The sequence below is a fragment of the Streptomyces sp. GL_141 genome (assembly GCF_057834385.1).
On sequence record NZ_JBYQMI010000003.1, the window covers coordinates 99,981 to 112,947 of the forward strand.

The window sequence follows — 12,967 nt, forward strand, 5'->3', positions numbered from 1 at the left end:
TCACCGTCCGCACCTTCGACGCCGCCCGGTTCACCCCGTACGTCGACCGGTGCCGGGCGGAGGGCTTCAGCTTCACGACCCTCGCCCGGCTGGGCGACGCGGCATCGCCTTCGCCGACCACCACGGAGCCCCCGTCATCCGCACGATGCACCACCCCGCGAACGCCTCGGCCATCGCCATGAACCGCACGCTCGGCTACGTGGACGCAGCCTGGCACCGGAACTCGCCCTAGACCGCCGGGACCCGGCGCTTCCGGGACACGGCGACCCCGGCCAGGCAGACCGCACCGCCGAGCAGGGTCAGCGCGGCCGGGACCTCGTCGAGGGCGATCCACGCGATGAGCACCACGACGGCGGGCACCGCGTAGGTGGTCGCGCCCATCTTCCCCGCGGTGGTCCGCGACAGCGCGTACGTCCAGGTGGTGAAGGCGAGCGCGGTCGGGAAGAGCCCCAGGTAGAACATGTTGAGGACGGCGGCGAGCGGAGCCCCGGGAAGCTGGTCGACGAGCTGACCGACGAAGGGCAGGGTGACGGCCGTACCGACGAAGCAGCCGTACGTGGTCACCTGGATCGGGCTCGCGTACGCCAGCGCCGGCTTCTGCGCGACCACCCCGGCCCCGTACGTGAGCGCGGCGACCAGGCAGAGCAGGACCCCTCCCAGCGAGGCGGACCCGCCGTGCGAGGTGGACAGTCCGACCAGCACCGCGCCGGCGAAGGAGACCGCCATGCCCGCCAACAGCAGGGGCGGGAAGCCCTCCTTCAGCAGCCAGCCACTGAGCAGCGCGATCACGATCGGGCCGATGTTGACGATCATGGCCGCGGTGCCGGCGTCCACGAGCTGCTCGCCCCAGTTCAGCGTCACCATGTAGAGCCCGAACCAGAGCACACCGGAGATCAGGATCCCGGGCCACGCCTGCCTCGGCGGCGGAGGCACCCGCTTGACGACCAGTACCAGCCCGAGCGCGACCGAGGCGGTCAGCAGCCGTCCGAACGCGAGCGCTCCGGGCCCGAAGTGCGCGGCCGCCGAGCGGATGGAAACGAACGCGGAGGCCCACAGCACGACGGTCACTCCGGCGGCTATCAGAGCCCGCCGGTCGGTCCTGACCTGATCAGACGTCTTGTCCATGCGAGCAAGCTACCTGCCCCGCCCGAAAGCCCCGTTGCCCTTTTCGACGTCGTGGATGAAGTAGCCGAAGCCCCGCGCCACTCCCTGACCCACCCGGCCCCTGATGCCCGGATCCCCGGCAGGACTCCGGGGTCAGCCGTCGGTACGGGTGACGGCCGGCGGTGCGTAGCGGCCGGTGAGGATGTCGGGGTGGGGCAGGTACTGGCGCAGGATGAGCCGGAAGAGGGTGCCCGGTTCGGTGCTGGGCAGCCAGTTGGCCTCTTTGTCGGGACCGGGATTCTCGCGCTGGAGGTAGAGGGTCAGGGACCCGTCGGGCCCGTACTGCAGGCCCTTGGTCAGGGACCCCAGGTGGTAACGCCCGATCGGGTTCTCGACGAGGAACCCTTCGGGGTTGAGGTACATGGTCACCGACCAGAAGGCGCCCACCGGCGGGAAGCCGTCGGGGGCGAAGCGAATCTCGTACGTGTGGTCGCCGGACATGGGCCGGCCGTCGGCGTCCAGCATGGCGCCGACGTAGTACGCCTCCTGGGCCTTGTTGGCGAGCAGGCCGAGCTGGGCGATCTCCAGCCGGGAGAAGTAGTCGGTGCCCCAGTCGCCGATGGTGTCGGGGTCGACCATGACCCACCCGTTGCGGGCGGGCCCGGCGAAGGGCATCTCGGCGTACAGGTTCCGCAGGCTGTCGGCGACGGCGCGCCGCATGCCGTCCACGGCGGCCGGGTGCAGGGCGTCCGGGTCGAACGGGTGGTGCGGGGCGATGCCCAGCGGCGCGAGCAGGCCCAGGACACCGGCGTCGGTGGCGGGGGGCGGGCTGGCGGTGAGGCAGTCGGCGAGCATGCGGTAGAAGTCGAGCGGGTCGCCGGTGCGGAAGTCACGCGCGGGCGGGTTGACGGCGGGGTCGGGCGCGGGCGCGCCGGGGTCGGCCGGGCGCAGGGCGATCTGCCCCTGGAGGGCGACGGCGGCAGGGACGTCGTCGTCGAGGATGGTGACGCGGGCCAGGAGGCAGACGAGCTCGGTGGGCGCGGTGATGACGCGCGTGATGCCGGGCGGTGTGGTGCCGCGCCGGCCCGGGCCGGTCAGCAGGTAGGTGCCGCCCGTGGTGTCGCCGGTGCGGGTGCCGACGTAGGCGAAGCTGTTGGTGTACATGTCCAGCAGCTGCACGGTGAAGTACCGGTCCGCGATCGGGGGCACCGACAGCACCACCGGCCCGGCCGAGAGGTCGACGAAGGTCCGTGAATAGGGTGCGTCGACGATCGGGGTGACGAAGTAGGTGTCCTTGGGCTCCGCGCGGCGCGGGGTGTGGTGTACCTGGTTGATCGCCCCCAGGTGGGTGGGCGCACCCGTGTCGACGTGCCACTCCCACAGGCTGCGGTGCATCTCCACCAGCGGGTAGCCGTAACGGAACGCCGCCATCCCCGCCCAGTACCCCTCGTCCCCGCGGGCCCTCTCGTGCCCCTGTGCGATCTGCTCCAGCAATTGCTCCGCGTCCACGTGCACTCCGATCGACCCCACCCGAAACGGACAAAACCTCCCACTACCCTCGGCGTTCACCACGCCGACGGCAACCGGGAGGCACGCACGCACCCTCAGGCGTCACCCAGGAGCAGCTTCTTCTGCGGCTTGCCCATCGCGTTGCGCGGGATCGCCGCCACGAACCGCACCTCGCGCGGCCGCTTGTGCACCGACAGGTGCGCGGCGACGAAGTCCGTCAGTTCCGGCCCCGTGACGCCCTCGGCCACCACGAAGGCCACGATCCGCTGCCCGAGATCCGTGTCCGGCAGCCCCACCACCGCTGCCTCGCTCACCTTGGGGTGGTCCAGCAGCGCGTTCTCGATCTCGCCGGCGCCGATCCGGTAGCCGCCCGACTTGATCATGTCGATGGAGGCCCGGCCGACGATCCGGTGGACCCCGTCGGCCTCGTCGACGGCCGCGATGTCGCCCGTACGGAACCACCCGTCCTCGGTGTACGCCGCGGCCGTGGCCTCGGGCCGGCCCAGGTACCCGGAGAACAGCGTCGGCCCGCTGAGCTGGAGCTCGCCGATCTCCGCGCCGGCCTCCGCCACGATGCGCGTACGGATCCCCCGGAGCGGGGTGCCGACCGTACCGGGCCGCACCTCCCCGCCCGCGCGCCCGCTCACGGTGATCAGCGTCTCGGTCATCCCGTACCGCTCCACGGGCCGCAGCCCGGTCAGCCGCTCCAGGTCCCGGAAGACCGGCGCGGGCAGCGCGGCACTACCGGAGACGAGCAACCGGGCCCCGCTCAGCGCGGCGGCCGCCGCCGGCGCCCCCGCGATACGGGACCACACGGTCGGCACCCCGAAGTACAGGCTGCCCCCGGCCTCCGCGTAGGCCTCGGGGGTGGGCCGCCCGGTGTGCACGAGACGACTGCCGGTACGCAGCGCTCCGAGCACCCCGAGGACCAGACCGTGCACATGGAACAGCGGCAGCCCGTGCACGAGAGTGTCCTCGGCGCTCCACTGCCAGGCCTCGGCGAGGGCATCGAGATCGGCGGCCACGGCCTCGGCCGTGAGAACGACGCCCTTGGGCGGGCCGGTGGTCCCGGAGGTGTAGAGAATCAGCGCCGGCTGCCCGGGCCCGGCCACCGTTCCAGCCGAGCCCCCCTCCCCGCCACGCCGTGCGAAGTCCACGTCGACGAGCACCGCGCCGGAGTCCCGCAGGATGTGCTCCCGCTCGGCGGGCCCCGCATCGGGCGGCAGCGGTACGAAGGGCACCCCGGCCAGCAGCCCGCCGACGGCGGCGGCGACGGTCTCCAGCGAGGCCGTCGCGGTCACCGCGAAGGCGGGCGCCCCCGCGACATCGGCAGCCACGGCACGGGCCGCACCGAGCAGCTCCTCGTAGGAGGCGTCCCGTCCGGCCACCCGCAGGGCATCGGGCCGGTCTCCATACACCCCGGTGAGCGCGGTCAGCACTGATCCCCCTACGGAGTCGATCACCATCAACGACCCCACCCTACGACCGCCCACCCCAGGCGACCCCACCCCCACCGACGCCCGAGCCACGGCTCCGGACCCGAACCCACCCCACCGGCGCCCGAGCCACGGGGTCCGGGCCTGAACCCACCCCACCCCCCACCGGCGCCCGCGCCACGGGGTCCGGGGCGAAGCCCCGGGGAACGGAGGAAGGGCGGGTCGGGGACAACCTCACGCAGCGCCACCCACGACGGCGCCCGCACCCCGTACCCGCCCTCACTCAGCGCATCAACGCCTCAGCGCCTCAGATCAACCCCTGCGCCAGCATCGCGTCCGCCACCCGCTCGAACCCCGCGATGTTCGCCCCGGTCACATAGTCCCCGGCGGAGCCGTACCGCTCGGCGGTCGCGTACGACACCGCGTGGATGTCCCGCATGATCCCCGCCAGCTCCGCCTCGACCCGCTCCGCGCTCCACGCCACGCGTCCCGCGTTCTGCGCCATCTCCAGCGCGCTGACCGCGACACCGCCCGCGTTCGCCGCCTTGCCCGGCCCGAAGGACACCCCGGCCGCCTGCAGCAGGTGCACCGCCTCCGGCGTGGTCGGCATGTTCGCGCCCTCCGACACCGCCCTGACCCCGTTCGCGATCAGCGTCCGCGCGTCATCGGCGGTCAGCTCGTTCTGCGTCGCCGACGGGAAGGCCACCTCCGCCGCCACGTCCCACACGCGCCCGCCCGGCACGAACCGCGCCGACGGCCCGCGCCGCTGCGCGTACTCGCTCACGCGCCCGCGCTCGACCTCCTTGATCTGCTTCAGCAGTGCGAGGTCGATGCCCTTCTCGTCCACCACGTAGCCCTGGGAGTCGGACGCGGTCAGCGGGTTCGCCCCCAGCTGCTGCAGCTTCTCGATCGTGTACAGCGCGACGTTGCCCGAGCCGGACACGACCGCGGTCAACCCGTCCAGCGACAGCCCCTTGACCGCCAGCATCTCGGCGGCGAACAGCACGCTGCCGTAGCCCGTGGCCTCCGGACGGATCAGCGAGCCGCCCCAGCCCTGGCCCTTGCCGGTCAGGACGCCGGCCTCCCAGCGGTTGGTGATGCGCCGGTACTGGCCGAAGAGGTACCCGATCTCGCGCCCGCCGACGCCGATGTCACCGGCCGGGACGTCCGTGTGCTCACCGATGTGCCGGTAGAGCTCGGTCATGAAGGACTGGCAGAAGCGCATGACCTCGGCGGCCGACCGCCCGTGCGGGTCGAAGTCGCTGCCGCCCTTGCCGCCGCCGATGCCGAGCCCGGTCAGCGCGTTCTTGAAGATCTGCTCGAAGCCGAGGAACTTGACCACGCCGATGTCCACCGACGGGTGGAAGCGCAGGCCGCCCTTGTACGGGCCGAGCGCGCTGTTGAACTCGACGCGGTAGCCACGGTTGACGTGGACGCGACCGCGGTCGTCCTGCCACGGCACCCGGAAGATGATCTGCCGCTCCGGCTCGGTGAGCCGCTCCAGCAGGGCCACACCCGGTTCCGCGTACTCGGGACGTGCCGCGAACACGGGGGCCAGGGTGTCCAGGACCTCCCGTACGGCCTGGTGGAACTCGGGCTGGGCGGGGTTGCGGCGCTCGATGTCGGCACGCAGCGCGTCCAGCCGGCCCTGCGGGTCCTTGGGGTCCGTCACGGTCTGTTCCTCCAGGTCTCGATGTGGGGACCGGCCCCGAGATGCGGCTCGAAGCTCCGGACCAGAATTCCGCATGGCGGAAATCTTTATCCGAACACAGTCCCCAGCCGGAGGGTGCCCCTCCTGCCGACCACGGCCACGAGCCTTTCCGGCCTGCTCTCATCGGCGCCCACTCCACCATGGATGACTCGACCCGCGCTCCACCATGGACAGAACCACGGGACAGGACATAGACAGGCCATATGGACATCGCACGGGTCGCCGCCCTCGTCGCCGCGACGCTCACGACAGGCCTCATGGCGGGCCTCTTCTTCGCCTTCGACGTCTCGGTGATGCCGGCGCTGAAGCGCTCCGACGACCGGACCCTCATCTCCGTGATGCAGCGCGTGAACACTTCCATCATCAACGGCTGGTTCATGCTGGCGTTCCTGGGCGCGCTCCTGTTCACCGGCCTCGCGCTGGCCCTGCACCTGCCCGCCGACGAGCACGCGCCGTTGCCCGCGCTGGCGGGCGCGCTCGTCTTCTACGTGCTCGCCGTCGTGGTCACCGGCCGGGTGAACATCCCCCTCAACAACGCCCTGGAAGCGGCCGGCCCCGCCGAGCGGATCGCGGATCCGGCCGCCGTGCGCGCGGCGTTCGAGAAGAAGTGGGTACCCGCCAACCGCTGGCGTACCGCCCTGTGCACGGCCGCCCTGGCCTGCCAGTCCTGGGCCCTCCTGGCGGCGGCCGCCTAGGCCGTCAGCCCTTCATCGCCGTCGATGCTCCCCTTGTTCCCCTTGTTCCCCTCGCACCCGTCGCGCCCGTCGCCCGCCCGTACAGTACGAGCGCCCGCGCCAGGGCGGTCAGCGCCGCCGCGCAGAGCAGGGTGCGCACGATGTTGGCCGTCTCCCAGGTGCCCTTGAACTTCTCGACGACCGAGAAGTCGGTGAGCTTCGCGGCGTCACCCGCGTCGGCGAGTTCGTTGTTGAGCGGGATGTTGACCGCGAAGGTGACGACGAGCACGACGAGGTACGCCGCCGCGGCCACCGCGGCCCACAGCGCGACCGCGCGGCGCCCGGCGCGCGCCTCGACGAACGCCGCGGCGAAGGCCGCGAGCAGCGCGACGACGAAGACCGTCCCGAAGAGCGGGTTGCCGTCGATGACGGCGTTGAAGCTCTGCATCGCCGTGACGTACGTACGGTCGTCGGTCTTCGCCAGTCCCGGCATCACCGAGACGTCGAAGGTGAAGAACAGCCCCGCCATCAGGCCGACCAGGACGGTCGACAGGACGAGCAGCGCGGTGGAGAGTCTGGTTCCGGTGGATCCCATCAGCTGTACCCCCGTATGTGCGTCGAAATCCGAACCCGGGAGGATCCCACCGCCCCCGACGGCTGTTGATCGTGCCATCACCGTCGCCATCCGGCCAGCGAACCTTCGGCGCCCCACAGCCCCACAGCCCCCAGAGCCCCCAGAGCCCCCACAACCCCTGCAGCACACCTCCAGCCCCCCCAGCCCCCCTCCAACTCACATGTAGCGCACACGTAGGCTGCGCGAATGAGCACACCCGCCACCTCCCTCCACCTCGCCCCGGTCACCCCCGACAACTTCGCCGCCGTCTGCGCGCTGTCGGTCCGCCCCGACCAGGAGCACCTCGTCTCCCCGGTCGTGAAGTCGCTGGCCGAGGCCTACGCCCACGGGGAGACGGCCTGGCCCCGGGCGATCGTCGACGGTGGCGAGGTCGTCGGCTTCGTGATGGCCTTCCTCGACATTGCCTGGAACCCGGCCGAGGACCCCCGGGACATCCGCTCCGGCCTCTGGCGCCTGAACATCTCGGCCGCCCACCAGTCCAAGGGCTACGGCCGCTTCGCGGTCACGGCGGTCGCCGCCGAACTCCGCCGCCGGGGCGCCTCCCACGCCTACGTCACGTGGCACCCGGGCCCCGGCACCCCCGAACCCTTCTACCTCTCCCTCGGCTTCCGCCCGACGGGCGAAGACAGCGACGGCGAAACCGTGGCCGTTCTGGAACTCGCAAACCTGTAATGGCCCGTGCGGTCTGGTCATTCTTCTGACAACTTACAGATTGCGAATCATCAATTTCCCTGGGGGGAACCGCCCGCATGAAGCCCACAGCACAGCCACGCCCGCACCCGGGACAGCGCCGCAGACCCCGCCTGCGCCTCCTCGCGAGTACCGCGGCAGCCGCACTGGCACTCGGCGCCGGCCTGCTCGCCACCCCCGCCGCCTCCGCGGCCTCCGCGGCCACCCCGGATCCCACCCCGAGGGTCTCGGCGCCCCGCACCGGCCCCACACCCGGCTTCCACGGCACGGACCGCTACTCCCCCTGCGACACCAGCCTGAGCGGCGACGGCCCGGGCTGGGTCGGCAACGGCGAGGTCACCTTCACCGTGACCGGCAAGTCCCCGGCGGGCCGTGAGCTGACCCCGAGCTTCCAGCTGTGGGACACCTCGTACGGAGGCAAGCGCACCACCTACCCCGGCAGCGGCATCGGCGCCTCCGACCACCGGGCGTACATCGGCCGGGACCTGACACACGGCAAGCAGTACGGCTGGCGCGCCCGCCTCAGCGACTCCAAGCTGACCAGCCCGTACACGCCGTGGTGCTACTTCCGCGTGGACCACACCTCCCCGACGGGCCGTATCGCTTCCAAGGACTTCCCCGCCTCCGGCAGCGGCATCACGCCGACGAAGTACCCGGGCCAGGAAGGCACCTTCACCCTGACCGGCGCCGACACCGGCTCGGGTATCGCCTGCGCCCGCTGGAGCGTCAACGAGAGTCTGTCCGTGGGCTGGAAGTGCTCCGACGAGGCCACCGACCTGCACGTCGTGCGCCTGACGAACGGCGCGGCGAAGATCAAGGTCCGCCCGCCGACCTGGGGTTCCAACTACCTCTTCCTCGAGTTGATGGACAACGCGGGCAACCTCTCCCAGACCCTCCACTACTCCTTCTACGTGCCCTCCGACCCCAACGCCAGGAGCGTCTTCGGCGACATCGACCAGGACGGCAAACCGGACGTCCTGCTCCCCGACGCGGCCGGCGACCTCCGCAAGCCCGGCGCGGACCCCCGCGGCACCGCCGGCGCACACAGAATGGCGGCCCCCGGTAGCACCGGCAGCTGGGCGACCGTCCAGTACAGCCACCGGGGTGGCTTCGGCGTCCGCACGGTCGACGATCTCGTCGCACACGCGCCCGGCGGCCTGTACGCCTACGTGTTCCGCAACAACGGGGTCGGCGAGTTCACCAACGACGGCCCGATGACACTCGAAAAGCCCACCACCTGCCTGAACTCGGCGGCCAAGGCGATCCCCTGCTCCGCCAACGGATTCGGCACCGACTGGACGAAGGTCACCGCGATCGCGGCGGTCGGATCCCCCACGGGCGACACGAACCTCGCCGGCGGCGCCCTGCCGAAGACCTCCCTGCTCCTCGTCGAGAACGGCCGCCTCTGGCTCGTGGGTTCCGGACCCGCAGGCATGGTCTCCAAGACCGCCACCCTGCTCTCCCCGAACGACACCCGCTGGGCCGGCTACGACCTCCTGACCCCCGGCCGCGCCCAGGGCACGGACTTCCCGACCCTGTGGGCCCGTTCCAAGGCCGACGGCAAGATCCGCGCCTTCGCCCTCAACGCCCCCTCCGTCTTCACGGACCCGAAGGCCGCCCCGGTCCTGGCCACCCTCACCACCACGACCGCCCCCCGCATCGGCTCGGACGGCGACCTCACCGGCGACGGCATCCCCGACATCTGGTCGGTCTCCCCCACCGGTGTCTTCACCGTCCATCCCGGCAAGGGCACGGCCACCCCGTACCCGAAGGTGACGGGCTTCACCGCCCCGACCCTCTAACCCGGCGACCCCGCGGCGGGGGCGCCGGCCGCGGCCGCTGTCCCCGCCCGGTACTCCCGCGGGCTGACCCCCCGTACCCGCTTGAAGGCCGTCGAGAGGGCGAACGCCGAGCCGTAGCCGACCCGGTGGGCGGCCGAGGCGAGCGTCGTGGACGGGTCGCGCAGCAGGTCCGCCGCCAGGGCCAGCCGCCAGCCCGTCAGATAGGACATCGGGGGCTCGCCGACCAGCTCGGTGAAGCGGCGGGCCAACGCGGCCCGCGAGACGCCGACTTTGCGGGCCAGCGACTCCACGGTCCAGCCGAAGGCCGGGTTCTCGTGCAGGAGCCGCAGCGCCGGACCGGTGACCGGGTCGTTCTCGGCGCCGCCGCGCTCCGCGAGCCAGCCGCGTACGACGCCGATCAGCAGCAGGTCCAGGATCCGGTTCAGGACGAGTTCCTGGGCCGGCTCCGTACGGGAGATCTCCACGCCCAGCAGCCCGACCAGCGTGGGGTCCACCGGGCCGACCAGCACCCGCGGAAGCGCGGTGAGCAGGCGGCTGCCGATCTCGCCCGGGTCCTGGTAGGTGCCGCTCAGCAGCACCGCCGAGCCTTCCGCCGCGCCCCAGGTCCGCACTCCGAGGGCCATGGAGTCCGACACGTCCTCCCCGCCGTTCACCCTGCTGCACCGCTGGTCCGGACCCACCCTGATCTGCGGGGGCGTGTCCTTCGCGTCGGCGAGGGTGTACGGAAGCGGTCCCCGCACCAGGGCCGCCTCACCCGGCCCGATGAGCACCGGCTCGCCCCCGTCGGGCAGCAGCCAGGCAGATCCGTGCACCGTCGTCATCACCGACAGCGGGGCCCGGTCCTCGATCCGGACCGACCAGGGCGGATTGAACACGCACTTGATGAGGAAGGCCGATGTGGCCTTGGGGCCTTCGAGCAGAGCCGTCAGCGTATCCATCGGCCCATTCTCCCCACCCGGTCCCCAACCATCCGCTCCCCGGCCGCCCATGCCCTACACGTCCCAGACGCCGCGGGCCGCCGCCTCCCGCGCGAAGTCCGAGAAGTCCCGCGGCTTGCGGCCCAGCACTTCCTGGACCCCGTCCACCAGGTGCGCGTTGCGCCCGTCCAGGATCAGCGTGAACAGCTCCGCGAATTCCTCCGGCAGCCCGTTCTCCCGCAGCACCGCCCGGTAGGCCTCGTCCGAGACCGGGACGTACGCGATCTCGCGCCCGGTCGCCTTCGACAGCTCGGCCGCGACGTCGGCGAAGCTGAGCAGCCGCGGGCCGGACAGCTCGTAGGTACGGCCGATGTGCCGGTCCTCGGTCAGCGCGGCCACCACCACGTCGGCGATGTCCTCGGTGTCGACGAACGGCTCGACGGCGTCGGCCGTCGGCAGGGCGATCTCACCGGCGAGCACCGGCTCCAGGAAGAAGCTCTCGTCGAAGTTCTGGTTGAACCAGGCGGCGCGCACCACCGTCCAGTCGGCCCCGGACTCCTTCAGCGCCTCCTCGCTCCGCTGCGCCGCCTCCTCGCCGCGGCCCGAGAGCAGCACGAGCCGGCGGACCCCGGCGGCCACGGCCACCCGGGCGAAGGCTCCGACGTGCTCGGCGGCGCCGGGGAAGCCGAGGTCGGGGTAGTAGGTGACGTACGCCCGGTCCACGCCCTCCAGGGCCGGTCCCCAGCTCGCGGGCTCGTTCCAGTCGAAGGCCGGCTCACCGGAGCGCGACCCGATGCGGACGGGACGGCCCAGGGCGGTGAGCTTCTCGGCCACGCGCCGGCCCGTCTTGCCGGTGCCGCCGATGACCAGCGTGCGGAGGGCGGTGTCGTTCTGCGTCTGCTGCGTTGTCTTCGTCATGGGAACCAGTCAACGCCCCAGGACTGAGACGGAACATCGCCGAGAAGCTCAACCGCATACGCCTGCGTCCACGGTCCACCACCCACGCCCACCCTCCGGCTACTGCTACTGCTCGTCGAGCGTGTGCTTCACGAGCGCGTTCGCGTGCCCGTGCCCGACCCCGTGCTCGCTCTTGAGCCAGCCGACGAGCTCCATGTGCTTGGTCAGCGGCGAGGCACGGATGAGCTCCTGCCACTCCGCGATCGGACGGCCGTACTTCTTCTCGATGGAAGGGAAGTAGCTGGCGGGGCCCTTCACCGGCTCGGTCATGACGGTCCTCTTCTTTCTGTCGCACACGATCCGTTGCACACGATCTGTCGCACACGGTGCGACGTACGAGAAGTAGACCGGGGCCCCCGCGAAAACTCATCGGCCGCACCGAGAAAATGTCGGATGATCTCCGCATGATGTGGACCGAGCGCACCGTCACCCGAGCCGGCGTCCGGCTGGCCTGCCGTGACTGGAACTCCCATCACCCCTCCTCCACGCCCCCCGTCGTCCTCCTCCACGGCCTCGCGGGCCACGCGGGCGAATGGGACGCGGCCGCGGCACACCTGGCCCCGCACCACCGTGTGGTGGCGGTGGACCAGCGCGGTCACGGAGCCAGCGAGCGCCGCCCCGCGGACGTCTCCCGCGCCGCGTACGTCGCGGACGTGCGGGCCGTCTGCGAACAGCTCGGCGTGCACCGCCCTGTGCTGGTGGGCCAGTCGCTCGGCGGCCACACCGCGATGCTCACCGCCGCATCCCACCCGGACCTCGTACGGGGCCTCGTGCTGATCGAGGCCGGCGCCGCCCGGGCCGACCCGGGCACCCCCGAGGAGATCGGCGGCTGGCTGGACTCCTGGCCGCTCCCGTTCCCCGGCCTCGCCGAGGCGCGTACCTTCCTCACCGGTCAGGGGCTGAACGGCGAGGCCTGGGCAGCAGGCCTGGAGCAGCACGCGGACGGCTGGTACCCGCGCTTCGAGCGCAGCGTGATGGTCGAGGCCGTCACCGAGAACACAACGCGCGCATGGTGGCCGCAGTGGCAAGCGGTCCGGTGTCCCACGCTGCTGGTCATCGGGGAGAAGGGCATCGTGCCGCCCGAGGAGTCCGTCCGGATGCTCGACTCGGCCGGCCCGTCCAGCGTGACGACGGCGGTCTCCGTCCCCGGCTCCGGCCACGACGTCCACCTGGACCGGCCCGCCGTCGTGCACTCCCTGCTGTCCGCATTCCTCACGGAGTTCCGGACGGGGTTCCGGCAACCGGGTGGCCGTAGTGACCCCCGTACGACCACGTCGTTCACCAGGACATGATCAAGCGCATCGTCACCACGGCCCTCATCGCCGGTACCGCGGCCCTCGCCGTCGCCGCCCCCGCCATGGCCGCCGAGCCGCCGCTCGCCGACTCCGTCACCAGCACCGTCGGAGCCGACGAGCAGGACTTCGCGGGCCTGGTGTCCGGCCGGTCCGGCGACGACCTGACCGACTTCTCGGGCGCGTTCGACGCGTTCACCGCGGGCAGCGCCCGGCAGACCGTCTCCAACGGCTGACCCGC

The 12,967-nt window shown here is 71.9% G+C and carries 13 protein-coding genes; 5 read left to right on the forward strand and 8 right to left on the reverse strand.

Annotated features, from left to right (window positions below):
• Positions 1-228 precede the first annotated feature (228 nt).
• The 4 genes from AC3IX6_RS40285 to gdhA form a co-directional block, all read right to left on the reverse strand.
• Entirely contained in the window at positions 229-1,125 is an 897-nt protein-coding gene (locus AC3IX6_RS40285) for a DMT family transporter (protein ID WP_489371921.1), read from the reverse strand.
• A 132-nt stretch (positions 1,126-1,257) separates the two neighbouring features.
• Entirely contained in the window at positions 1,258-2,634 is a 1,377-nt protein-coding gene (locus tag AC3IX6_RS40290; protein WP_489371922.1) for a DUF1254 domain-containing protein, read from the reverse strand.
• A gap of 74 nt (positions 2,635-2,708) precedes the next feature.
• Entirely contained in the window at positions 2,709-4,079 is a 1,371-nt protein-coding gene (locus AC3IX6_RS40295; RefSeq protein ID WP_489371923.1) for an AMP-binding protein, read from the reverse strand.
• Positions 4,080-4,356: 277 nt separating this feature from the next.
• Positions 4,357-5,721 (reverse strand): NADP-specific glutamate dehydrogenase, encoded by a 1,365-nt coding sequence (gene gdhA / locus AC3IX6_RS40300; RefSeq protein WP_489371924.1) that lies wholly within the window; start codon positions 5,719-5,721, stop codon positions 4,357-4,359.
• Between the two features lie 242 nt (positions 5,722-5,963).
• Here gdhA and AC3IX6_RS40305 point away from each other — a divergent pair, with 242 nt between their 5' ends.
• Positions 5,964-6,455 carry an anthrone oxygenase family protein gene (locus AC3IX6_RS40305; RefSeq protein WP_489371925.1) on the forward strand — a complete coding sequence of 164 codons (492 nt, stop codon included), beginning with the start codon at positions 5,964-5,966 and terminating at the stop codon, positions 6,453-6,455.
• Between the two features lie 4 nt (positions 6,456-6,459).
• Here the strand turns inward: AC3IX6_RS40305 and AC3IX6_RS40310 are convergent, their stop codons facing one another.
• Positions 6,460-7,029: an anthrone oxygenase family protein gene (locus tag AC3IX6_RS40310; protein ID WP_489371926.1), complete on the reverse strand. Its 570-nt coding sequence runs from the start codon at positions 7,027-7,029 to the stop codon at positions 6,460-6,462.
• Positions 7,030-7,254: 225 nt separating this feature from the next.
• On the opposite strand from AC3IX6_RS40310, the gene AC3IX6_RS40315 reads away from it, so the two are divergent.
• Entirely contained in the window at positions 7,255-7,740 is a 486-nt protein-coding gene (locus tag AC3IX6_RS40315) for a GNAT family N-acetyltransferase (protein WP_489371927.1), read from the forward strand.
• 77 nt (positions 7,741-7,817) lie between these two features.
• Positions 7,818-9,560 (forward strand): hypothetical protein, encoded by a 1,743-nt coding sequence (locus AC3IX6_RS40320; RefSeq protein WP_489371928.1) that lies wholly within the window; start codon positions 7,818-7,820, stop codon positions 9,558-9,560.
• Here AC3IX6_RS40320 and AC3IX6_RS40325 read toward each other — a convergent pair.
• The 3 genes from AC3IX6_RS40325 to AC3IX6_RS40335 form a co-directional block, all read right to left on the reverse strand.
• The gene (locus AC3IX6_RS40325; RefSeq protein WP_489371929.1) at positions 9,557-10,498 is read right to left on the reverse strand and encodes an AraC family transcriptional regulator; all 942 of its coding nucleotides are present in this window, start codon (positions 10,496-10,498) and stop codon (positions 9,557-9,559) included. The two genes, AC3IX6_RS40320 and AC3IX6_RS40325, sit on opposite strands and share 4 nt — an antisense overlap.
• A gap of 54 nt (positions 10,499-10,552) precedes the next feature.
• On the reverse strand, positions 10,553-11,395 hold the full coding sequence (locus AC3IX6_RS40330; protein WP_489371930.1) for an NmrA family NAD(P)-binding protein: 843 nt from the start codon (positions 11,393-11,395) through the stop codon (positions 10,553-10,555).
• 105 nt (positions 11,396-11,500) lie between these two features.
• Positions 11,501-11,704, reverse strand: a complete 204-nt coding sequence (locus tag AC3IX6_RS40335; protein WP_489371931.1) for a DUF4287 domain-containing protein — start codon at positions 11,702-11,704, stop codon at positions 11,501-11,503.
• A 134-nt stretch (positions 11,705-11,838) separates the two neighbouring features.
• Here AC3IX6_RS40335 and AC3IX6_RS40340 point away from each other — a divergent pair, with 134 nt between their 5' ends.
• Complete coding sequence (locus AC3IX6_RS40340; protein ID WP_489371932.1) at positions 11,839-12,726, forward strand: alpha/beta fold hydrolase; 888 nt, start codon at positions 11,839-11,841, stop codon at positions 12,724-12,726.
• Positions 12,723-12,962, forward strand: a complete 240-nt coding sequence (locus AC3IX6_RS40345) for a hypothetical protein (protein WP_489371933.1) — start codon at positions 12,723-12,725, stop codon at positions 12,960-12,962. Before AC3IX6_RS40340 ends, AC3IX6_RS40345 begins: the two co-directional genes overlap by 4 nt.
• Positions 12,963-12,967: the final 5 nt, after the last annotated feature.